This is a genomic window from Haemophilus sp. SZY H53, assembly GCF_054332375.1.
This window is the reverse complement of record NZ_JBTGNV010000014.1, coordinates 1-20,678: the sequence shown is the minus strand read 5'-3', so window position 1 is coordinate 20,678 and position 20,678 is coordinate 1. Positions and strand designations below refer to the sequence as shown.

At 31.8% G+C, this 20,678-nt stretch carries 27 protein-coding genes; 24 read left to right on the top strand and 3 right to left on the bottom strand.

Annotated elements, in window-relative coordinates; all coding sequences use genetic code 11:
* The first annotated feature begins 113 nt into the window (after positions 1-113).
* Genes ACXVWB_RS10730 through ACXVWB_RS10710 form a run of 5 tightly spaced genes read left to right on the top strand, consistent with a single transcriptional unit; the run spans position 114 to position 3,473 of the window.
* Positions 114-377, top strand: coding sequence for a hypothetical protein (locus tag ACXVWB_RS10730; RefSeq protein ID WP_197563621.1), 264 nt, complete (start codon positions 114-116; stop codon positions 375-377).
* 13 nt (positions 378-390) lie between these two features.
* Positions 391-1,140, top strand: a complete 750-nt coding sequence (locus tag ACXVWB_RS10725; RefSeq protein WP_197563619.1) for a ParA family protein — start codon at positions 391-393, stop codon at positions 1,138-1,140.
* A 9-nt stretch (positions 1,141-1,149) separates the two neighbouring features.
* Positions 1,150-2,037: a ParB/RepB/Spo0J family partition protein gene (locus ACXVWB_RS10720; protein WP_197563617.1), complete on the top strand. Its 888-nt coding sequence runs from the start codon at positions 1,150-1,152 to the stop codon at positions 2,035-2,037.
* A gap of 1 nt (position 2,038) precedes the next feature.
* A complete protein-coding gene (locus ACXVWB_RS10715) occupies positions 2,039-2,227 on the top strand; it encodes an antitoxin VbhA family protein (protein ID WP_458472917.1) in 189 nt (62 codons plus the stop codon).
* The gene (locus ACXVWB_RS10710) at positions 2,208-3,473 is read left to right on the top strand and encodes an IncP plasmid survival protein KfrC family protein (protein WP_458485381.1); all 1,266 of its coding nucleotides are present in this window, start codon (positions 2,208-2,210) and stop codon (positions 3,471-3,473) included. Before ACXVWB_RS10715 ends, ACXVWB_RS10710 begins: the two co-directional genes overlap by 20 nt.
* 45 nt (positions 3,474-3,518) lie before the next feature.
* Here ACXVWB_RS10710 and ACXVWB_RS10705 read toward each other — a convergent pair whose 3' ends face one another.
* The 3 genes from ACXVWB_RS10705 to ACXVWB_RS10695 are packed head-to-tail and all read right to left on the bottom strand — an operon-like array spanning position 3,519 to position 5,084.
* Positions 3,519-4,004: a hypothetical protein gene (locus ACXVWB_RS10705; protein ID WP_458472926.1), complete on the bottom strand. Its 486-nt coding sequence runs from the start codon at positions 4,002-4,004 to the stop codon at positions 3,519-3,521.
* Between the two features lie 2 nt (positions 4,005-4,006).
* Positions 4,007-4,729: a nucleotide-binding protein gene (locus ACXVWB_RS10700; protein ID WP_197563609.1), complete on the bottom strand. Its 723-nt coding sequence runs from the start codon at positions 4,727-4,729 to the stop codon at positions 4,007-4,009.
* A gap of 10 nt (positions 4,730-4,739) precedes the next feature.
* Complete coding sequence (locus ACXVWB_RS10695; protein ID WP_197563607.1) at positions 4,740-5,084, bottom strand: TraK family protein; 345 nt, start codon at positions 5,082-5,084, stop codon at positions 4,740-4,742.
* Between the two features lie 318 nt (positions 5,085-5,402).
* On the opposite strand from ACXVWB_RS10695, the gene ACXVWB_RS10690 reads away from it, so the two are divergent.
* From ACXVWB_RS10690 to ACXVWB_RS10600, 19 genes are all read left to right on the top strand, one after another.
* Positions 5,403-5,774, top strand: coding sequence for a plasmid mobilization protein (locus ACXVWB_RS10690; RefSeq protein WP_197563605.1), 372 nt, complete (start codon positions 5,403-5,405; stop codon positions 5,772-5,774).
* A 17-nt stretch (positions 5,775-5,791) separates the two neighbouring features.
* The gene (traI, locus tag ACXVWB_RS10685; RefSeq protein WP_458485380.1) at positions 5,792-8,044 is read left to right on the top strand and encodes a TraI/MobA(P) family conjugative relaxase; all 2,253 of its coding nucleotides are present in this window, start codon (positions 5,792-5,794) and stop codon (positions 8,042-8,044) included.
* A complete protein-coding gene (locus ACXVWB_RS10680) occupies positions 8,044-9,951 on the top strand; it encodes a type IV secretory system conjugative DNA transfer family protein (protein ID WP_197563601.1) in 1,908 nt (635 codons plus the stop codon). The genes traI and ACXVWB_RS10680 overlap by 1 nt, the downstream gene beginning before the upstream one ends.
* Positions 9,926-10,450, top strand: coding sequence for a conjugative transfer signal peptidase TraF (gene traF / locus ACXVWB_RS10675; protein WP_197563599.1), 525 nt, complete (start codon positions 9,926-9,928; stop codon positions 10,448-10,450). The genes ACXVWB_RS10680 and traF overlap by 26 nt, the downstream gene beginning before the upstream one ends.
* 36 nt (positions 10,451-10,486) lie before the next feature.
* Positions 10,487-12,676 carry a DNA topoisomerase 3 gene (locus ACXVWB_RS10670; protein ID WP_197563597.1) on the top strand — a complete coding sequence of 730 codons (2,190 nt, stop codon included), beginning with the start codon at positions 10,487-10,489 and terminating at the stop codon, positions 12,674-12,676.
* Between the two features lie 11 nt (positions 12,677-12,687).
* Complete coding sequence (locus ACXVWB_RS10665; protein WP_458472924.1) at positions 12,688-12,906, top strand: hypothetical protein; 219 nt, start codon at positions 12,688-12,690, stop codon at positions 12,904-12,906.
* Positions 12,907-12,928: 22 nt separating this feature from the next.
* Positions 12,929-15,571 (top strand): zincin-like metallopeptidase domain-containing protein, encoded by a 2,643-nt coding sequence (locus tag ACXVWB_RS10660; RefSeq protein ID WP_458472923.1) that lies wholly within the window; start codon positions 12,929-12,931, stop codon positions 15,569-15,571.
* A gap of 11 nt (positions 15,572-15,582) precedes the next feature.
* Positions 15,583-15,954: a single-stranded DNA-binding protein gene (locus tag ACXVWB_RS10655; protein WP_197563591.1), complete on the top strand. Its 372-nt coding sequence runs from the start codon at positions 15,583-15,585 to the stop codon at positions 15,952-15,954.
* 58 nt (positions 15,955-16,012) lie between these two features.
* Positions 16,013-16,402, top strand: coding sequence for a hypothetical protein (locus ACXVWB_RS10650; RefSeq protein ID WP_197563589.1), 390 nt, complete (start codon positions 16,013-16,015; stop codon positions 16,400-16,402).
* 111 nt (positions 16,403-16,513) lie between these two features.
* The gene (locus tag ACXVWB_RS10645; protein WP_197563587.1) at positions 16,514-16,744 is read left to right on the top strand and encodes a helix-turn-helix domain-containing protein; all 231 of its coding nucleotides are present in this window, start codon (positions 16,514-16,516) and stop codon (positions 16,742-16,744) included.
* An 84-nt stretch (positions 16,745-16,828) separates the two neighbouring features.
* Positions 16,829-17,068, top strand: a complete 240-nt coding sequence (locus ACXVWB_RS10640; protein ID WP_197563667.1) for a hypothetical protein — start codon at positions 16,829-16,831, stop codon at positions 17,066-17,068.
* An 8-nt stretch (positions 17,069-17,076) separates the two neighbouring features.
* Positions 17,077-17,967: a zeta toxin family protein gene (locus tag ACXVWB_RS10635; RefSeq protein ID WP_197563665.1), complete on the top strand. Its 891-nt coding sequence runs from the start codon at positions 17,077-17,079 to the stop codon at positions 17,965-17,967.
* Between the two features lie 9 nt (positions 17,968-17,976).
* Positions 17,977-18,411 (top strand): OB-fold protein, encoded by a 435-nt coding sequence (locus ACXVWB_RS10630; RefSeq protein ID WP_458472922.1) that lies wholly within the window; start codon positions 17,977-17,979, stop codon positions 18,409-18,411.
* 80 nt (positions 18,412-18,491) lie between these two features.
* Positions 18,492-18,746 carry a hypothetical protein gene (locus ACXVWB_RS10625; protein WP_197563661.1) on the top strand — a complete coding sequence of 85 codons (255 nt, stop codon included), beginning with the start codon at positions 18,492-18,494 and terminating at the stop codon, positions 18,744-18,746.
* 27 nt (positions 18,747-18,773) lie between these two features.
* The gene (locus tag ACXVWB_RS10620) at positions 18,774-19,010 is read left to right on the top strand and encodes a hypothetical protein (RefSeq protein WP_458472921.1); all 237 of its coding nucleotides are present in this window, start codon (positions 18,774-18,776) and stop codon (positions 19,008-19,010) included.
* Between the two features lie 25 nt (positions 19,011-19,035).
* On the top strand, positions 19,036-19,221 hold the full coding sequence (locus ACXVWB_RS10615; protein WP_458472920.1) for a hypothetical protein: 186 nt from the start codon (positions 19,036-19,038) through the stop codon (positions 19,219-19,221).
* A gap of 50 nt (positions 19,222-19,271) precedes the next feature.
* A complete protein-coding gene (locus tag ACXVWB_RS10610) occupies positions 19,272-19,562 on the top strand; it encodes a hypothetical protein (protein ID WP_458472919.1) in 291 nt (96 codons plus the stop codon).
* 201 nt (positions 19,563-19,763) lie between these two features.
* The gene (locus tag ACXVWB_RS10605) at positions 19,764-20,333 is read left to right on the top strand and encodes a recombinase family protein (RefSeq protein ID WP_197563655.1); all 570 of its coding nucleotides are present in this window, start codon (positions 19,764-19,766) and stop codon (positions 20,331-20,333) included.
* A gap of 104 nt (positions 20,334-20,437) precedes the next feature.
* A complete protein-coding gene (locus ACXVWB_RS10600) occupies positions 20,438-20,674 on the top strand; it encodes a hypothetical protein (RefSeq protein ID WP_197563653.1) in 237 nt (78 codons plus the stop codon).
* The last annotated feature ends 4 nt before the right edge of the window (positions 20,675-20,678 follow it).

Genomic DNA, 20,678 nt, shown 5'->3' with positions numbered 1-20,678 from the left:
GTTATACACCAGAAAGAAGGTGTGCTAACATTTTAGCAGCTAAAATTTTTTAATAAAAAATATAGACAAAAGGTCTATTTAATGGTAGCATTTATAACAAGTAGGAGTTATATATGAAAAAACTTTCTCTTTTAATGGTAAAAAATAACTTGTTTACTTTTTGCCTAAAAGCACTTCTCTTCTTCTGGAGTATTGTAAAAGTAGTTCTATATATTGCTAGCTCAATATTCATTGTATTTGGTCTTTTAACTTCTTTACTAACTGGAACTGGATTGAATGCAGTATTGCAAGGAGGATTTTTATTCATCATAACTGTACTAATAGATATTTTTATCTTGTTTGTATCCCCTTTGCTAAAAAATTATTTTAGCCGCTAAAATGGAGTCTAATATGAAAGTTTTTACAATAGCTAATCAAAAAGGTGGGGTAGGAAAAACCTCATTTGCTACCCATTTTGCCTTTTATATGATTGAAAAAGGTATGAAAGGAGTATTCATTGATTTAGATACTCAAATCAATGCAAGTTATACATTAGGAAAAGCATTTCCAACTAAACAGCATGCTCATATGCTTTTTTCTGAAACTCCAGAAATAGAGTTATCTGATACTGGATTGACTTTATTAGCTGGGTCAAATGAATTAGCAGAAATATATAATAATACCTCTGTTAATGAGGTTGCTATGAAGTTTTACAATTCAATAAATCTACTAAAAAATAAAGATTTAGATTTTTGTATTATTGATACAGCTCCATCATTAAATTCATCTCTTGTTGCTGCATTAGTTGCATCTGATTATGTTATTTGTCCTATTGAGCCAGAAAAATATGCTTTGCAAGGTATCAGTAAAATGATTAATCTTATTGCTAATGTGAAAAAACAGAATACAAAGCTAGAATTTTTAGGCATCTTGATTTCAAAAATCAATCGTAGATCACCTAGACATATCAAACATAATAATGAATTGCTAGAGAATTATCCTGATGCAGTGTTACCACAATCTATTGGATTGAGAGATAGTATTGCTGAAGCTGTTGATATAGGTGTACCAGTATGGAATATTAAAAAAACGGCAGCTAGAGCAGCAAGCAAAGAAATTAAAAGTGTTATTGAACACATTTTGTCTAAAGTTAATAAATAGGAGTTAATTATGAATGATTTTAATTTAGGTAATTTGAGTACTTTGAATGAAACATCTCAAGAATCAGGTAAATTAGAGCTTTCATTATCTTCAATTATTGAAGATTCTGAACAACCACGAACCTTTTTTAATGAAGAGTCTTTAAATGAATTGGCTGAATCAATCAAAGAAAGAGGTGTTAAATCTCCTATTTCTGTCCGACCACATCCAACCGAACCAGGAAAATATATCATTAATCATGGTGCTAGAAGATATAGAGCATCTTTAATTGCTGGTAAGACTACAATTCCAGCTTTTATTGATACTAACTATGATTTGTATGATCAGGCGACTGAAAATATTCAGAGAGAAAATTTAACAGCTAGAGAAATTGCTATGGTAATTGATAGAGCTATTAAAAAAGGCCTTTCAAAATCAGATATTGCAAAAAAATTAGGTAAGTCAAATTCATATGTTTCACAGTATGCTGGGCTAAATAATTTAGCTGAACCTGTCGCTTCCTTACTAAATCAAGGCGTATGTGAAGATGTTACTCTTTTAGCAAACTTAAATACTCAGTATAAAAAAACTCCAGAAGCTGTTGAAGAATGGATTTCTCAACAAGATGAATTTTCCAGAACAGGTTTTAATGAATTTAAGGAGAATCTCGGGAAGAGAGAAATAATTTCTGATGAAGAGCCAGAAAAAGGTAAGAAAGAAAAGAAAGAAAAAGTTGATGATCCAGATAAATTGAAAAAGTCGTTCTTGAAAGTCAGTTATAGTGGGCAAGTTGGAAGGTTAATTATGAATAAACGACCATCAGCACCAAATAGAGCTTATATTAAATTAGATGACACTGGAGAAGAAGTTGATGTGAATTTATCTGATTTATCAGTTTTAGAATTAATAGAGGCATAAAATGGATGACTTAGAAAGACGAAAATTTCATATTAGAAATGCTATAGCTAGTTTTGCTCTAGAGGGAGAACATCCCTCTCCTTATTTTGCTGATTTACTTAAAAAGTTCGGGAATGGTGAAATTAAGACAATGGAGGAGCTAAAAGAAATGCTCCTAAAGGAGGATTTAGATGAGAAGTATAGTAGATAGTCAACTCTATGATTTGATTAATGTATCAACCTTATCGGATAAGGATTCTCTTTCTATTGAGCAAACTTTAGATGTTAAAAACCTTGTTGCTATACATAAAAGTATTTTCAGTGATAGCCGATATTATCAACCTGGCGAAATTAGGATTAATGAGGAACATGCCAGAAGTAGGCATATTGAATCGGAAAATAAAAGCTATATGGTTTTTTATCATAAAGGGGAAGTTACTGAACAAAAAATTCAAGATGTCTTAGATGAATTTAAGAAAACAATTCTTAATGATTCTGATATGAGTATGGGAAAAAAAATAAGTTGGCTTTATTCATCTCTTGACCATTTACATCCCTTTGAAGATGGTAATAGCAGAACTTTGAGAGAATTTACAAGACAAGTTGCTGACAGAGTTGGATATAATTTAGATTGGAGCAAAACAAATAAAGAAATTCACTCCAGAGAAGAATTATATAAAGCAAGGGATTTGGAAGTTATATCGAAAACATTTCCTAGCTTGAATAAGGATAGTCTGAAATACGCTGGTAGTAATGAACTTCAAGCCTATGATTCTTTATCTTTTTTAAAAGAAAATTCAAAGTCATTAGATACTATTATTGAAAATAGTTTATCTCCTAAATCTAAAATTTTAGCAGCTAAAATGAATAATGATGTTTCAGATGATGTTGTGCTTAAATCATCATTAAGCAGAAATTTAGAGGAAACACAAAAAACAGTCCATGATGCTCAGGAGGTTGAACGACAACAAAATTTTCTAATTGAAAATCAATATACAGATTCTTTAAGCTCAATTATTAATGAAAAAAATGAGCAAGTGAAAAGATTGGAAACAAAATTATCTAAATTAATTACAGAGACTAATAGTCAAATTGGGCGTTTACAATCTACTAAACCAGGTATGTTCTCTTTACCTGGAAAGAAAAAAGAATGGGATAATAAGATAAATCAGCAAAAGCATATTGTTACCGTTGCAACACAAAGGCTAGAGTTAGTACATGAAATAAGAGATGATATGGGGCTACACTCTTCCAAAATTGAAGATATGGCCAAAAAGAAATTATATTTTCGAGACCCTCATTTAGTTAAAAAGTATAGGGGGGTAGTTCAAAATGAGAATGAAAAGAGAATAGCTGAAAGTAATAAAAAGGAAGAAAAAAAAAGACAACAAGAACAATCAAATAAAGCCGTAAAATCTCTTACTCAAAGTTTATCTCTTTCTCATTTTAGCCGCTAAAATAAAAGCCTTAGATCAAAAATCTAAGGCTTTTATTATCTATAACTATTTTATGAAATTTCCAAAGATAGTGAGTAGAACGATAATTATATTTACTCCAGAAAGAATGTATAAGGCATTTTTGATAGAGGCCATTTTTCCCAACGTTTCTGATATAGTTAGCTCTATCTCTTCTATTGATTTTTCATTTTTAGAGTTAAATTCCTCACTAGCTTCTCCTATTACATTTGATATAGCTGTTTTCGATTTAGATATGTGCTCATTTACTAGTCTTAAAGATGTATTCTGAGAATTTTCTATAAGTAAATTACTACTATGAAGGGCTTTAAGTATAATTTCTTCAATATCTGATTTAAGATTTTGAATAAGAAGATTTTGATTATTTTTTGTTTGTTTTAGTAGATATTGATTAAAAATAAAAGCTATCGCTATAGGATCATCCTTACCTACGACAACTCCATTTTTCCTTGCTATTTCTGATAGAAGATTTTCTAATTCTTGTAAATCATCTGATTCTATTTCTATACTCATAGTTATACCCCAGCTTGATTCAATAAAGCGTCTATTTTAGATTTAATAATTTTTAATCTTTGTCTTGTCATAATTGAATTAGATTCATCTGATATACCTTCAGCAAAAGTCTGCTTGTTTTTTAACATTTCAGATAAATCAAGACCAAAAGTATCTTGTGCTAATTTTGGTAGTTCAATAATCGTATTTATTGAGCTCTTATTATTTTTATAAACAGCCATTTCTGTAAATGATTTTCCGTTATATTCGATGTTACCCCAGAAAGGATTTAGCCATACAACAAATTCAGAGTTCTCACCAAAACTTTTTACCAATGAATTTAGTCCATTTAATGTATCTAGTAATGCTTGACCAGCAGTGATGACAGTATGAATTACAGTTTGATGCCCCATTGATTCTAATAATGCTGGTATCTCATTAGAAATAAGATAATGAGATAGAGGGAAGAAAGTGGATGCTCCATTATCAATTATTACATCATGTTCAACACTACTGATTATTTCAATTAACTTATCGAAGTTTCGAGTGTTAATTTGCTCATCTTCTAATAATTCTAAATGAGTAACATTTAATGCTTTGTAAGCATTAAATGAGGCATTTACTGGATCTGTATCAATACATGTGATGCTCTCACCTTGATCTAACTTATATTGAGCTAAGAGGCTCGATATCATAGATTTACCAACACCGCCTTTGCCTTGCAAGATAAAATGGATTTTTGCCATGGTTATACTCCTATATTAATTCGCTAGTATTTTTTACTTTGGGATCAAAATTAAAGGTGTTTCCATCTTCAGTTTTGACTTGATTTGTTTTTGAATCTTTATCTGAAAACTCATCGGAATGAATATTGGCTATAGGCTCATCCATAATTAGCCTAAGAGCTCTAACAAAAGCATTATAACTATAAGGATATAATCCTTTATCTTTTAATAGATTAAAAATATCTGTAAAGGTATATCCATCTTTTAATGCTAAAGATATATGTTTCTTGTACGCCAGAATAATATATCTAGATTTTAGTTTTTTTTGATTGGACTTAGTATTAGCTAACTCCGATATAAATTCTTTTTCATTCATAATTTTAGCCGCTAAAGTGTATGTTTCTTGCTCGATAACACTAAATAAAACAATTTTAAAACTTATATAACATCAGATAAAACAAATTTTACACCTTTTTACACATAAAAAAACTATTTTCAATCAAAAAAAACTATACTTATACAAAATTTTGATTTTTTTTCTTCTGGAGTTATACTAAAAAAAGTGGGCAAGATATGTAAACTAGACCTACTTTTTACAAAGTATGTTTAGTTTACTCGGACGTATTCGCTAAAGCTCAAGTCCTTATCTTGCTCTGCGAGGCTAACGGCTACCGCCTTAATAAGAATGAGAAATATGAAAGAAAATAATAAAGTGAGAAAGGTATATATAAAGGTATATGTATCTCCAGAAGACAAGTTTGAAATAAAAAATAGAGCAAGATCTTTAGGTTTAACAGATTCTACATTTCTAAGAAACTTAGGTTTAGGATTTAGGCCAACAAGCATGCTGGATCAAGATGCTATTTTAGAGTTAGCTAAAATTAATTCCGCTCAATCGAGATTGGGGAATTTAATGGCCTTAGCACTAAAGAATCCTGAAAAGATGTCTTTATATGGTGATAAGGATGTTGCGAATAAAATAGATGAGTTGATTGATAAAATTGGCGAATTGCAGATCTCTATGTTAAGTATCGTCAGTGATGTAAATAGTAAGGCTAATAAATGATTGCAAGAAAGATACTTATGCAAACAGTGAGCAAATCTAGTTTTTCTAGATTAGCTAATTATATTTCTGATACTCAGAATAAAGAGCATAGAGTAGGTGATGTTCGTATTACAAATTGTATATCAGATAATATCGAATGGGCTAAACAAGAAATTCAAGCAACACAAAATAAAAATACTAGAAGTACATCTGATAAAACTTATCATTTGTTACTTTCTTTCCCTTCTGGTGAAATGCTAACTCATAAACAACTTTATGAGATAGAAGATAGATTCTGTAAGGCTTTAGGATATGGAGAACACCAGAGGATCAGTGCTATTCATACTGATACAGATAACTTACATATGCATATAGCTATCAATAAAATACATCCTAAAACATACAATAGCTATGAACCTTTTAATGATTATAAAATTTTATCTTCGGTATGTACCTTAGTTGAGCAGCAGCATGATCTTGAGAGAACGAATCACATTAATGTAAAAACACACTCCCAAAATAGAGCTCAAGATATGGAGAGATTTTCAGGGCTTGAAAGTATGGTCGGCTGGATTAAGAGAGAATGCCTAGAAGAACTTAATCAAGCCAAAAGTTGGGATGAATTAAATAAAGTACTCAGAGAATCGAATCTTTATATTAGAGTAAAAGGAAATGGATTTGTTATTGGAGATAGATCTAGTAATTTTGAAGTTAAAGCTAGTTCGGTTGATAGAAGTTTATCTAAACCTTCTTTAGAAAATAGATTTGGTAAATTTACTCTTTCTGAAGATTTTTTTAATGATAATAAGCCTAAACGCTCTTATCAAAAAGAGCCTGTCTATAAGGGAAAAATAGATACAACGGAATTATATTCCACTTATTTGAATGAGCGTAGGCAGTTTTCTATCCAGCGAAAAGATAAATTTAAGAAACTTAAAGATGTTCATGATAAGAGGATTTTAGCCGCTAAAATGTCAGCAAAATTCAAAAGAGATGTTATAAAAAATTTAACTCGAGGGATTTCTAAAAAAATAGCATATGCTGCAATTTCTTTTGAACTAAAAAAGAAATTGAAAGAGATAAACTCTGAATACAAAGCTAATCGGGATTCTTTATATTCGAAAACAAGACCTTTAATTTGGAATGATTGGCTAAAGAAAGAGGCTATGAATGGAAATGAATTAGCAGCAGAAGTTTTACAACAACAGAATTTTAGAAAGAGCAAACAATCTATTCAAGGTAATGGAGAGTATAAATTTGATTCATCATTAAGCACTAATATTGATTCTATAACTAGGAGAGGTTCATTTATTTTAAAGACTCCTGGTATTAGAGATGTTGGAAAACGCATAGATATAACCCAAAAAAGTAATGATGAAAGTATATTAGAAGCATTAAAACTAGCTCAAAAAAAATATGGGAATAAATTGAAAATTGAAGGAGATGATTTATTTAAACAGCAAATAGTTAGGGTAGCAGCAAAATCTAAATTGAATATCCAATTTGAGAATGCTGGAATGGAAAGACATAGACAAATACTCTTGAAGGAATTTATTAATCATGAACAAAACGGAAGAAAGCATCGATATGGGGATGGGGGTTCTAGATCAGGACATGACTCCAGAAGAAATAGCAGAGCTAGAGATGGAAGCTCAGTTAGCAGCAGAGCAACTTTTAGCGGAAGTACAGCAAGCAGAGCATCAAGTGGAGTTGAATCCTTCAGTAGAGATGTTAAGCGAAATGAGCCATTCTTATATGCTCAGTCCAACATTAGCGAGTTTGCCTCAAGAACACCGTCCGAAGGAGTACACAGTGTGCCAAGATTGTCCGCTGGCAATGTGGCATCACTCAAACAACGAAACGAAGTGCTATTGCAGAATGATGCATATAATCATATGGACAGAGCAACAAGCATCAGTAATGAAAGAATGCGATGGGCGACATATTTCAGTGGATTAAGTCAGGATAAAAGAGAAGCTATTTTAGCTTATGTATCAGAAAGAAACAGTAAGAGAGAACATTTTGATCAGGTGTTCGATATATCGAAACATATGGTGTATAATAATGATGTTAATGGTGATTTTAAGTTTGTTGGTTTACGCAAGGTAAACAACCAAAATTTGGTTCTACTCCAAAAAATAGGAGATGATGCTGTTTATGTTAAAGATGCATCCCAGCATGAAATAACGCAACTTAAAAAAGCTAGTTTACAATCAACTGTTAATCTTGATTCTCAAGGAAAAATAACACTCAAACAACCATCGAAAGCAAGTAAAAGAGGGAAAAAATAATGAGTAAAAATAGAACTCTAAATAACCAGATAGGGAATAGAAAGCATAATGATAGAAAGAATAGTTATGTAGTTCAACGTTCGATATTATTCTTGTCTTCTATAATTCTAGGCTTTTCGGCTGCTACCCAATGGGCAGCTTATAAATTTGGGTTTCAGCCTATTTTAGGAGCTAATATCAGCGGATTTTATTCTCCACATAAGATTATTGATTGGTATTTTGCCTGGAATGAATCATATAAAAACCTATTTATGCAAAGTATTTCAATAGGATTTTTAACAACAGTAATTTTGGTTATTTTTCTAGCAATATATGCAGTTGCACAAAGTAATTCTTCTAAGGCTAAAGCTAATGAGTTTTTACATGGTTCAGCTGAATGGGCATCAGAAAAAGATATTAAGTCAGCTGGATTATTGGAGGGAGATGGAGTTTATGTAGGAGGTTGGAAAGATGAGAAAGGTAATTTTCATTATTTAAGACATAATGGCCCAGAACATGTTCTAACATTTGCTCCTACTCGTTCTGGTAAAGGTGTTGGTTTAGTGTTGCCTACTTTGTTAAGTTGGCCTCATTCAGCTTTTATAAGTGATTTAAAAGGGGAATTGTACGCCCTAACATCAGGATGGAGAAAGAATTATGGAAATAATAAAATTTTGAGATTTGAACCAGCAGCATTACAAGGGTGTGCTAGATGGAATCCTATTGATGAAATCCGAGTTGATAGTGAATATGAAATTGCAGACGTTCAGAATCTAGCTACTTTGGTTGTTGATCCAGATGGAAAAGGATTAAAGGATCATTGGCAAAAAACATCGTATATGCTTTTAGTTGGATTAATCCTACATGTAATTTATAAAGCTCGAGTAGATAATTCTGTTACAGCAAGTTTAGCTGGAATTGATGCATTATTAGCTGACCCTAAATATGCTTCAGAAGATGAAAAAAAAGCAATGACAGCATTGTGGAATGAGATGTTACACAATTTACATATTGATAATCTTAAAGCCCATCCAGTAGTTTCTGCTGCTGGCAAAGATATGTTGGATAAGCCAGAAGAAGAAGGTGGTTCAGTATTATCAACACTAAAAACCTATCTATCTCTTTATAGAGATCCTATTGTGGCAAAAAACACAAATAAATCTGATTTCAGATTAAAACAACTAATGAACTTTTCTGAACCTGTTTCTTTATATGCAATAGCTCAACCTGTAGATAAAGAGAGACTAAAACCATTAATGAGAATAATAGTTAATATGGTAATTAGATTGAATGCTGCTGATATGGAATTTAAAAAGGGAAGAGCTGTAGCAAACTATAAACATCGTTTATTAATGATGCTGGATGAGTTCCCTAGCCTAGGAAAATTAGAAATACTACAAGAGTCTTTAGCATTTTTAGCTGGTTATGGGATTAAAGCCTATTTAATTTGCCAAGATACCACGCAATTAAGAAGTAGAGAAACTGGATATGGCCCAGAAGAGAGTATTACATCAAATTGCCATGTTCAAATAGCGTATCAACCAAATAGATTAGAAACTGCTGAATATTTATCTAAGATGACAGGGGTTACAACTGTAACAAAAGAAAAAATTACAACAAGCGGAAAAAGAATATCTGTTATGGATAATCAAGTATCAAGAAGCATTGAGGAAGTGTCAAGACCGCTTATGACAGCTGATGAAGTGCAGCGTATGCCTGGCCCTAAAAAGGATTTAGATGGAGGGATTATTGAATCTGGTGATATGTTGGTATTTGTTACAGGCTATCCAGCCATTTATGGTAAGCAACCATTATATTTCCAAGATCCCGTTTTTCAAAAAAGAGCAGAAGTTCCAGCTCCCAAAATGAGTGATATTCTTATTAAAAATAATGAGTTAAGTGATGATGAAAAAGTTAATTTGGATTAGTAAGTGGTTCATTTTTTCTTTAGTAACTCTTTTTTTTATTATGTCGGTGAGTTATTTCATAGGAATAAGAATCAACACTACACCAAGTATGCCTATTGGTATTTATAAAGTAACAGATAAACGTCCCACTAAGGGCGATATAGTATCTTTTTGTCCTCCTAATACTTCGTTATTCCAGGAAGTTAAATCTAGGGGGTGGATTAATAAGGGATTTTGCGATGGTGAATTAGGCACTATGATGAAAGTTCTTGTTGCAGAGGCTGGCGATATTATATCTATAGATTCTTCAGGCGTTTTTATTAATGGTAAACGTTACCCATATAGTAAACAAGTTCCTAAATTAAATTTACCAGTAATGGAGCTACATAACCATTCTTTAATTGATGGGGAGATTCTTACTATGACAGATAATAACCCTCTTTCTTTTGATGGACGATATTATGGGATTTTAAATAAGAGTGACATTGAAAGTGTGCTTGAACCTATACTCACATGGTAATTTTAGCCGCTAAAATTTTAGATTTAGGAGAATAAAATGCGTGTATTTATAGCTGAGAAACCAGAGGTCGCTAAGGCTATTGCAGAAGCTCTGGGAGGCGGAAAAAGAACAGCAACTCATTTTGAATGTGGTAATGATTTAGTTACATGGTGTTATGGACATTTATTAGAGTTATGTGAACCAGAGGAATATGATGCTAAATATGCCAAGTGGGATATTGATGATTTACCTATAGTGCCGATTCCTTATAAGAAAAAGGTAATAAAAGATAAGGAAATTCAGCTTAAAGCAATTATTTCTTTAGTTAAAAGAGCAGATGTAATTGTAAATGCTGGAGATGCTGATGCTGAAGGACAGTATTTAGTTGATGAAATTTTAGATTTATGTGGTGATTTATCACATAAACAGATTAAAAGGGTCTTTATTAATGATAATAATATAGAGGCTGTTCAAAAAGTATTATCTAATCTAAAAGATAATTCAGATTATCATTTTTTAAGGGAGTCAGCTGAAGCTAGGGCTGTAGGGGATTTTTTCTATGGTATTAATTTATCTAGATTATATACCATTAAAGCTAAGGAGGCTGGAGCTCAAGATTTTTACACTGTAGGAAGAGTACAAACTCCAATACTAGGATTGGTTGTTCGAAGAGATCGTGAGTTTTTATCACACCAGAAACAGTATTATTATAAGATTATCGGAGATTTTAAATTCGATGATATAACATTTTCTGCTTATTACATTAATTCAACTACTGATAGTGTAGATGAGAAAGGTAGGCTTATTAACTATCAAGAAGTTTCTAAAATAATTGAAAATTCTTGCTATATGGATGCGACTGTTAAATCCTTTAATAAAACAAACAAGGAAGAAAGTCCTCCTTTACCATTCAATTTGCTCAAGTTACAGCAAGAAGCATCTAGAAAATTTAACTATTCCCCAGATCAAGTAAAAGATATTACTCAGCAATTAAGAGAGAAATATAAACTTATTACTTACAATCGTAGTGATTGCCAATATTTAAGTGATGAGCATCATGCAGATGCCCCAAGAGTCTTAAATGCTATTAAATCAAATTTCCCTGATTTTTCATTAGCTATAGAAAAAGCAAATCCAAAGATTAAAAGCCGAGCTTTTGACTCATCTAAAATATCAGCCCACCATGGGATTATTCCAACTGGTCGTACAGTGGATTTATCTGAATTAACTGAAGAAGAGCGAAAAATATATTTACTAATTGCTAGAGCATATATAGCTCAATTTTGGCCAAAAAGAAAATTTATTGAGGCTAAATTATTATTAGATGTAAATGGCTATGAATATGGGGTTAAATGCAATACTACTACAGAGCTAGGTTGGAAAACGTTATATCAGAATGATGTAGGTAATGATGATAAATCAGATGATGAAGATATTATAGACTTAAATTTTGGTAGTTTAAAAACTGGTAGCCAGGGTGAGTGTTTGTCGGCCGATTGGAAAAAACTAGAAACAAAACCAAGGCCTTTATATACGATGGATTCATTGCTAAATGATTTAACCAGAGTAGCAAATTATGTCTTAGATGCCAACTTAAAGAAAGTTCTTATTGATAAAGATAAAGGAAAAGAAGGTGAGCATGGAGGTATTGGTACTCCAGCAACACGAGATGAGATACTAAAGGGATTATTTGAGAGGGGTTTCCTTGTAATGAAAGGGAAAACTGTTATTAGCACAGAAAAAGGTAGAGCTTTTTATGATGTACTACCTGATTCAGCTAAATATCCTGATATGACGGCTTTATGGCATCAACAATTTCAAGAGATAGAGCTAGGTGCTTTAAGTAAAGATGATTTGATCGAAAGTGTTATTAGCTTCATTAAAAATGAGGTGGAAGAGGTTAAGTCTAAAGGACTGAATTTGAGCCACATAAAAGCATATAAATGTCCTAAGTGTGGGGCTGCATTATCTCAATTAAAAGGAAAAAATGGACTGTTTTGGGCGTGTAATGCTTATAAGACTACTGGATGCGATTCTAGATTTCCTGATAAAAATAATATGCCAGATTTTTCTTATGTAAAACCAGATATTTCCCCTTATAAATGTTTAGTATGTGGGAATGGTTTGATTAGGAGAAGAAGTTTAAAAAATCCTAAATTATTTTTCTGGAGTTGTTCAAATTACCCTAAATGCAAAACCATTTATCCTGATGCTATGGGTAAACCTAATTTCAACCAAAAACCTTGAGGAGGTTTAATATGCCAAACTTAATAAATGATCTAATTGGTGCAGATAGTAGCAATAAGCCGACTATTGATCTTGATGTCATTGAATCCAAAATGTTGGATGTTAATATTCCTGGTGTTATTGTTGAGTTTTCACCAGAAGAAGCTGATTTCTTAGGAGCTTTCAGAGATGACTCCATGGAGTTGGCTGATATTATTGCTGGCTCACTAGATTTGGAAAATGTTGAGTAAATTGAGATGCTAGGAGTAATTTATGGAAGAGGTAAAAAAACCATTTTATAAAGAGGTTGCAGAAAAACTCATTGACCAATTAGAGAAAGGTGTAGCTCCCTGGCAAAGAGGTTGGAGTGGTGTTGGTAAACCTTATAATGTCAGTACAGGTAAATCTTATAGAGGAGCTAATGTAATAAATTTAGCATTAGCTGGGCATGGAGACCCTCGCTGGATGACTTATAAACAAGCACAGGAGGCTGGTGCTCAAGTAAAAAAAGGAGAAAAAGGAACTAAAGTCCAATATTGGATTTTTGAAGAGATGCAAGTGGCAGTTGATAAAGATGGAAATCCTAAATTAGACCATAATGGAAAAGAAATGCTTGAAAAAGTTCGTCTTGAAAGACCTAAAGTAATTAATTCGGTGGTCTTTAATGCTGAACAAATTGATGGCCTGCCTCCACTTCAAAAACAGCAAGGAAATATATGGGAAAGTATTGAAAAAGCAGAGGCTATTCTCAAAAATTCAGGGGCTAATATAGAACACAAGTTTCAAGAACAAGCCTATTATCAACCTTCGATTGATAAGATAGTTCTTCCTACTAAAGAACAGTTTAAGTCGCCAGAAGTTTATTATGGAACAGCTTTACATGAATTAGGGCATTGGACAGGGCATAGTTCGAGATTAGATAGAGATCTTAGTGGTAGTTTTGGTTCACAAAAATATGCGAGGGAAGAATTAAGAGCCGAGATTTCATCAATGATGATTGAAATGGAGATGGGAATCCCTCATGACACAGATAGGCATGCTAGCTATGTTCAGAGCTGGATCAAAGTTTTGAAGGAAGACCCAGCAGAAATTATTAGAGCATCATCAGATGCAGAAAAAATTAAGGATTTTGTCTTGAGCTTATCTCAAACTAAAGAGCAAAACTTAGATCTTAAACAAGAGGAACGTTTTGAATTATCGGAAATAAAAATACAACATTCTGATATTGGAGGAAATGGTACAACTGTTAAGAGTTTGGCAGAATTACAAGAGTGGTTTACCTCAAATATTTCCCAAAGTGAAATTGATAATATATCTACGTATGCAAAAGTTTATGTAGAATTTGTGGGTAAAAATTCTCAAGGTGAAGTTAGTATGATTACTGATAGAATTGATGTTGGTAATCATGAAGGCGATTTTAACCCACATAAACAAAATATTAGTGAATACATCGGGCATAAGCTTGATTATTACAAAATTCATTCTTCAGAAATTGTTTCTAATTCAAAAGAGGAACAAGTAATGCTATCACAATCTTCTACTCCACAAAATGATAAAACGTATATTTCAGTGCCATTTAGAGATAAAGAGGAAGCTAAATCTTTAGGAGCTAAATGGGATAGACAGGAATCATCCTGGTACATACCTGGAAACCTGGATAAATCATCTTTCAATAAATGGCTTAATAGAGATGATTCTAATGAGCATGTAAAAAGTGCCTCTGTAAATATGAACGATCAGTCAAATAAAACTTATTTAGCAGTACCTTATACCGATAAAGAAGAAGCTAAATCTTTAGGAGCTAAATGGGATAAAGTCGCTAAAAGTTGGTATGTTTCTGGTGAAGTCTCAGATAAATTGAAAAAATGGCTTCCTGAAAATAACCCGATACAGCAAGATCCAGCATTAACCCCAAGAGAAGAATTTGCTAATTTTATGAAAGATATGGGATTAGTTGTATCGGGTGAACATCCAATAATGGATGGTAAATTACATCGAGTACAAACTGAAAATGATAAATCTAAAGAGTTCAGTGGGGCATATATTCTTCATGGGGATGGATTCCCAGCTGGTTATGTTCAGAACTTTAGAACTGGAGAAAAGCATAATTGGAAATCTAAAGGCTATCATATTTCATCAGATGAAATGGCAAAAATAAGAGCTGAATCAGCTCAAAAATTGCAAGAAAGAGAAAATGAAGTTTCTCGTAAGCATGAAGAAGTATCTGAGAGATTATCTCAAGATATGTTTAATTTATCTAAACCAAAAGCAGATCAAAGTTATTTAGTTAAAAAAGGTATTCAGTTGCATGATGGTGTATTTGAAGATAAACACAGAAACATAGTTATTCCAGCATATGATGAAAATGGTAAAATTTGGGCAAACCAAACGATTTATCCAGATGGAAATAAAAGGTTTACTGCTGGAGGCAAAAAAGAAGGGAATTTCCATGTGGTAGGGGGGCTGGAGCATTTAAACTCTTCAGATGTAATTATTATTGCTGAAGGGTATGCAACCGCTGCAACCCTTAAAGAAGCTAGTAATAGGCCTGTAGTTGCAGCGTTTGATAGTGGTAATTTAAAAACTGTAGCTGAAAAATTACACCAGAAGTATCCAGATAAGCCTATCATTATTGCTGGTGATGATGATGTTCATAGAACTCTAGAAAAAAAACCTAACGTAGGAAGAACCAAAGCAATTAATGCTGCGGATAGTGTAAATGGAATTGCGGTATTTCCTATTTTTCCAAAGGAGAAAATAGGAGAAAAATCTTGTACTGATTTCAATGATTTGGCCAGAGAAAGTGAGCATAAATTGGAAGCAGTTAAACACATAATTTTATCTAGTATTGATAGCTATAAGAATCAGCAGAATGATAAAATAACTCAGTCTAAAACCTCTAAAATTAAACGATAGGAGAAAAAATTATGGCTTATTTAAACAGAGTTGAACTTATTGGGCATTTAGGAAAAGATCCTGAAATCAGAATCTTCCCAGATGGTACGCCTGTTGCAAGTGTTTCAGTTGCGACAACAGAATACTATAAAGACAAAGAGTCGGGGGAACGTAAGGATATAACCCAATGGCATAATATTACGGTAACAGGAAAAAAAGCAGAGTTCATTAAAGAGTATATTAAAAAAGGCTCATTTGTTTTTATTTCTGGTAAATTAAGTTATCGTTCGTATGAAAAAGATGGACAGAAGAAATTTCTTACAGAAATTGTATTAAACGACTTCACAGGCGACATACAAATTCTAGATAAGAAAGAAGCAGATCCAACAAATGGATTAGTGTAGTTTATTGATAAGATGGTTAAAGTATTTCACTTTAGCCATTTTGTTTTAGGAGTTATGTATGGAAGTAGAAAATGTATTAGGAGCGATTAATTTCTTCGTTCCAAAGATAATATTTTGGTTTATATTTATGTGTTTAGTAGTAGGAGGATATCTTCTTACTAAGAATAATATTAATTATGAGCATAGATACAAATTAAATTACGCCTTAGTGTTTGGGTGTGTAACAGGGATTTACTTTGGTCTAATTGAAAAAATTATGATTTATAAATCGGGTGCTATAAATTGTATTTTATATACAGAGAGAAAAATAAGAGGGGGATTAGATCCATGTATGAGAGTTGAGTGGTATGGCTCAAGTATTGTTATATATGGAGTATTTTTTCTGATACTTATTATCACATTCCTTATATTAAGATACTTATATAAAAAAGGATATTTCTATTATTAAGGAAATTCTTTCTGGCGTAGATTAAAGGTTAAAAGACTATATTAATATAGACTTTTAACCTTTTTAATATTATGCTGTTTACCAAATTAATGAGGATTATTAGGATATAAAATGAAGATTAGACATGAGACATTGACTACTAATATTAAATGGACTCAGCCAACACCAGAAGAAATTAGAGAAGTTATTGCAAGAAGTGGATGGAATCAGTCAGAAGCAGCTAGATTTTTAGGTGTTACATCTAGGCAGGTGAATAGATGGGTACAAGGAGAAGCTAAGATTAGTTATGCAGCATGGGCTATTTTATGTCATCAGGCGGGGCTAGGTAAAATCTGGTGCTAATTTTAGCCGCTAAAATCTTTAAATTAAAAATAGACTATTTGTCTATTTTGTGTATAATTAAGATACAGATGGAGGAATATGATTATGTGTACTTTAATGCAAAAAGATGTGTTAATTGAAATGGTTGCTAATACAATGGCGACAATAGATTTAAGAACAGAACCAAATGCTGTAGATAATGATGATCAACACTATTTGATGAACTTGAGAAATAAACTATACAGTACTCATCACAATAATATTGATTTTGATTGTTTATCAATAAAAGTGAAAAGTATCAAAGATAAATATGTAGATTTACCTATTCATCAATACTATGCTTAGGATTACTTATGAAATCAAATGAAGATATTTTGGCAGAGCTTGCTAAATATGATCTAGAAAGCGACCTTAATAATAAATTTCCTAAAGTATGGGGAAGATTATCAAATAATTCTTCGTTATTCACATTAGAGCAGCCAATCGGTGTTTTATTGGGAGGACAACCTGGAGCTGGTAAATCATTCGCTACAATGGAAATTAAAGAACGTCTAAATGATAATGTTCTTGTAATTAATGGAGATGAGTTTAGATCTTATCATAAACATTATGATGATTTTTTTCAGCTATATGGCAAAGATGCTTCTAAATATACTGGAGCTTTTGCTGGTAAAATGGTTGAAAGAGTTAGAGATGAAGCAATTAAGCAAGGGTTTAATATTGTTATAGAAGGTACATTTAGAACCGTTGATACTCCGCTTAAAGAACTAAGTAACTTTGCTCAAAAAGGTTATAAAGCTGAAGTAGTTGTGTGTACTTGCCCAAAAGAATTAAGTTGGGAGAGCACAATTAAAAGAGCTGAAGAACTTGAATCCGCTGGGTTACAGCCTAGATATGTTCCAAAAGAACATCATGATTTAGTTACTACTAACTTAGCTAAAAATACCTCAAAAATTTTTAATTCTGGCCTTGTGTCTCGTTTGAAAATTTATTCAAGAGATGGGCAATTATTTGACTCATTAAATGAGACTGTTAATAACATTGAGAATGTTATAGATCAAGAATTAAATAAATTTTCATTAAAACAAAACACTCTATCCGATGTGCATAGTTTATTAATTGATAAACTAAGTGAATCTTCTCAATTAGCCCCTGTTAAGCCAATTTCTGTTAAGGAACTATCTCAAACAAGGTTAGACTTGCAAGCTCAGAAATTGACTAAAACAAAAAAATTTAAACGTTAGGAGAAAAGTATGAAGAAAAAATTTTTATTATTAGCATTTTCTTCATTATTTATTAGTTCATGTGCTGAATTAAATTCAGCATTGGAATCAGTTAATAAATCAATGGAAAGTATATCGGAAAGTAGTATGCCTAAATTACAATCCGCATCAGCTACCAAGATTTGTAATGATTTTTCAAATAATGAAATTTCAGCTAAACAAAAATGGATTGGTTCATATGTATCTATGAGTGGGAAAGTTGATGAAGTTAAAGAAAATACATGGGGAAAACAGAGCGTAGATTTTTCTGTTTCTAATAGTGTGAATGTATTAGCTTTACCTAAGACAGGGATGAATCTTCAGAAATTAAATAAGGGAGATAGGGTCGTTTTTAAAGGAATCATTAATGATGTTATGAGAACAGGCCTTAGTTGTAATATTTTCTTAGATAAAACTAGTTTTTAACTTTGTGAATCTCTACCTATCCTAGATACCCTAGTTTCAGGTTAATAGCTTTAAGTTTTGAACATATAAAGGAGAATGAAATGGCTAATGAAATTTTTTTTGATAGAAAGCACAATGTTGCGATAGTAAAAACGGAACAATCTATTGAAGACTTTAAACAATCTACGTTAGATGAATTTCATATCGTACAGAAAAAAACTCGTATAGCATTCTTAGAGCTTGAGATACAGAAAATTAAGAATGGAGTAACAAAAGCCAGCTCACAAGAAGTTCTGAATGATGTGCTTTCAAGATATGAAAAAGAGCTTGCTGAATTAAAAAAAACAGAGCAATAGCATCAAGTTTTGAACAAAGGAGTATTTATGAAAGGCTATTACATTGAACTTGAGGACAAAGGACAGGATTTCACAAGGCTAAGAACAGATGAACAAGGTATAGTGATAGCAGCCGAACCATATCAAACAAATGTATGGGAAGGGGCTTTAATTCCTATTTCTCAACAAAAAATAGGTGATTTATGTATGATTCATCATTTACCGCATATTGAATATGGTTATCTGAAATACAAAGTGTTAGCCATTAAAGAGATTAACTATTAAGTTTTGCATATACAAGGAGCAAAAAATGAGTGTACTTTTTTTTAGAATTGGACTTTTGCTTATGTGTGTAGGGCTTGTGTCTTTAGGTATTCTTAAATATATGAAAATTGACTACCAATTTGCCAGAGGCATTATAGGTGTAACTATCTTTGGAACAATTATTGTTATTTCTCACTTTTTGAGCTTAATATTTGAGCCTTTTGTTTTATAGAAAGGCTTAAAAAAGCAATAATTGAAGTTTTACATATACAAGGATATTAAATGAAATTTAAATTTAAGTTTATAAAAAGTAAAGATTTTGATTTTATTAGATCACTTATAAAAAACTGGGACGAATTTAGAGAAGATTCTAATTTGCTACTATTAAATTATCCACAAATAAAAGAAAAAGAATTTTGGGTGTTAGGTCATTTTGATGTAAGGGATAAATACTTTGCCCATTTATACAAGTTACAAAATGGGAAATATTTTGAGGAATTTGAGCCATTAGAAGATAGAGGAGATGGCTATATTAACAGTCTAGGTCATTTCCTAAGAAAACGAAATTTTTAAGTTTTGAACAAAGGAGAAAAAAAATGAAAATCCCCTCATAAGAGGGGATTTTCATCTATAAAAGGCAAGTATCAAAAGTTAAAATATTTTAGCCGCTAAAATTCAGACCAAGAAAACGTACCAAAAATTAATTAAGATACGAAAAATTGCTATAATGTACCAAAAGTTATTTTGGTACACACGCAAAAAGGGAAAATAGTGATGATTAATGAAGGACGTAAATTTGGTTATGCCAGAGTATCAACTAGCCAACAATCTTTAGAACTCCAGAAAAAAGAATTATTAAATTCAGGTGTGAGAGAAGATAGATTTTTTAGTGATATAGTTTCTGGAAGCCAATTTGATCGTGATGGTTTGAACTTACTTTTGCTTAAAGTTGAAAAGGGCGATGAAGTAGTTGTTACCCGATTAGATAGATTAGGAAGAAATACTCTTGAAATGATACAGCTCATCAAAGAATTTGAGAAATTGGGTGTATATGTTACCTTCTTAAAAGAAGGATTAACTACTAAGAGTAAAATATCTAACTTATTTATTACGATATTGAGTGCTATTGCAGAACAAGAAAAAGAACGTATTTTGGAGCGTACTAGGGAAGGGCGTTTAGCTGCACAGGCAAAGGGTACTGTTTTTGGTCGGAAAAGAAAAAATATGCCTTCAGCAGATGAAATTAATAAATTTTTAGCAATGGGTAATACCAAAGTAGAAGCTGGAAGACATTTTAAAATATCTAAAATGTCTATTTACAGAATATTGAATAATATTAGATAAAGAAATAAAAATGTTAAATAGGAAATATAGTATTTTATTAGTTTTATTTAGCTCTGGTGTTTTGGCCAATGCTCCTATAAAAAAGGAGGGAGTAATTTGTCATAATGAAGACTTCAGCTATTATTACCCCAGGTATATTACAGAATGTAAATGGGCATTTAATTTGTAATTTTTGGAAATTTATTGACTTAAATTATTTAACTGAAGAAGATAGGGATAGTATAGAGCAATATATTGATAATATTAATAATGGGATTTTTATTCGAGAAGATGATGAGCATGATATAAACATTATCGAGGAAAAAGAATATCAGTTGAATATAAATGATAATGAGGAATAAAAAA

Excerpts from the sequence above, each read along its gene's own strand:
- ACXVWB_RS10730 (WP_197563621.1), top strand. The coding sequence starts at position 114 with ATGAAAAAACTTTCTCTTTTAATGGTAAAAAATAACTTGTTTACTTTT.
- ACXVWB_RS10725 (WP_197563619.1), top strand. The coding sequence starts at position 391 with ATGAAAGTTTTTACAATAGCTAATCAAAAAGGTGGGGTAGGAAAAACC.
- ACXVWB_RS10720 (WP_197563617.1), top strand. The coding sequence starts at position 1,150 with ATGAATGATTTTAATTTAGGTAATTTGAGTACTTTGAATGAAACATCT.
- ACXVWB_RS10715 (WP_458472917.1), top strand. The coding sequence starts at position 2,039 with ATGGATGACTTAGAAAGACGAAAATTTCATATTAGAAATGCTATAGCT.
- ACXVWB_RS10710 (WP_458485381.1), top strand. The coding sequence starts at position 2,208 with ATGAGAAGTATAGTAGATAGTCAACTCTATGATTTGATTAATGTATCA.
- ACXVWB_RS10705 (WP_458472926.1), bottom strand. The coding sequence starts at position 4,004 with ATGAGTATAGAAATAGAATCAGATGATTTACAAGAATTAGAAAATCTT.
- ACXVWB_RS10700 (WP_197563609.1), bottom strand. The coding sequence starts at position 4,729 with ATGGCAAAAATCCATTTTATCTTGCAAGGCAAAGGCGGTGTTGGTAAA.
- ACXVWB_RS10695 (WP_197563607.1), bottom strand. The coding sequence starts at position 5,084 with ATGAATGAAAAAGAATTTATATCGGAGTTAGCTAATACTAAGTCCAAT.
- ACXVWB_RS10690 (WP_197563605.1), top strand. The coding sequence starts at position 5,403 with ATGAAAGAAAATAATAAAGTGAGAAAGGTATATATAAAGGTATATGTA.
- traI (WP_458485380.1), top strand. The coding sequence starts at position 5,792 with ATGCAAACAGTGAGCAAATCTAGTTTTTCTAGATTAGCTAATTATATT.
- ACXVWB_RS10680 (WP_197563601.1), top strand. The coding sequence starts at position 8,044 with ATGAGTAAAAATAGAACTCTAAATAACCAGATAGGGAATAGAAAGCAT.
- traF (WP_197563599.1), top strand. The coding sequence starts at position 9,926 with ATGATGAAAAAGTTAATTTGGATTAGTAAGTGGTTCATTTTTTCTTTA.
- ACXVWB_RS10670 (WP_197563597.1), top strand. The coding sequence starts at position 10,487 with ATGCGTGTATTTATAGCTGAGAAACCAGAGGTCGCTAAGGCTATTGCA.
- ACXVWB_RS10665 (WP_458472924.1), top strand. The coding sequence starts at position 12,688 with ATGCCAAACTTAATAAATGATCTAATTGGTGCAGATAGTAGCAATAAG.
- ACXVWB_RS10660 (WP_458472923.1), top strand. The coding sequence starts at position 12,929 with ATGGAAGAGGTAAAAAAACCATTTTATAAAGAGGTTGCAGAAAAACTC.
- ACXVWB_RS10655 (WP_197563591.1), top strand. The coding sequence starts at position 15,583 with ATGGCTTATTTAAACAGAGTTGAACTTATTGGGCATTTAGGAAAAGAT.
- ACXVWB_RS10650 (WP_197563589.1), top strand. The coding sequence starts at position 16,013 with ATGGAAGTAGAAAATGTATTAGGAGCGATTAATTTCTTCGTTCCAAAG.
- ACXVWB_RS10645 (WP_197563587.1), top strand. The coding sequence starts at position 16,514 with ATGAAGATTAGACATGAGACATTGACTACTAATATTAAATGGACTCAG.
- ACXVWB_RS10640 (WP_197563667.1), top strand. The coding sequence starts at position 16,829 with ATGTGTACTTTAATGCAAAAAGATGTGTTAATTGAAATGGTTGCTAAT.
- ACXVWB_RS10635 (WP_197563665.1), top strand. The coding sequence starts at position 17,077 with ATGAAATCAAATGAAGATATTTTGGCAGAGCTTGCTAAATATGATCTA.
- ACXVWB_RS10630 (WP_458472922.1), top strand. The coding sequence starts at position 17,977 with ATGAAGAAAAAATTTTTATTATTAGCATTTTCTTCATTATTTATTAGT.
- ACXVWB_RS10625 (WP_197563661.1), top strand. The coding sequence starts at position 18,492 with ATGGCTAATGAAATTTTTTTTGATAGAAAGCACAATGTTGCGATAGTA.
- ACXVWB_RS10620 (WP_458472921.1), top strand. The coding sequence starts at position 18,774 with ATGAAAGGCTATTACATTGAACTTGAGGACAAAGGACAGGATTTCACA.
- ACXVWB_RS10615 (WP_458472920.1), top strand. The coding sequence starts at position 19,036 with ATGAGTGTACTTTTTTTTAGAATTGGACTTTTGCTTATGTGTGTAGGG.
- ACXVWB_RS10610 (WP_458472919.1), top strand. The coding sequence starts at position 19,272 with ATGAAATTTAAATTTAAGTTTATAAAAAGTAAAGATTTTGATTTTATT.
- ACXVWB_RS10605 (WP_197563655.1), top strand. The coding sequence starts at position 19,764 with ATGATTAATGAAGGACGTAAATTTGGTTATGCCAGAGTATCAACTAGC.
- ACXVWB_RS10600 (WP_197563653.1), top strand. The coding sequence starts at position 20,438 with ATGAAGACTTCAGCTATTATTACCCCAGGTATATTACAGAATGTAAAT.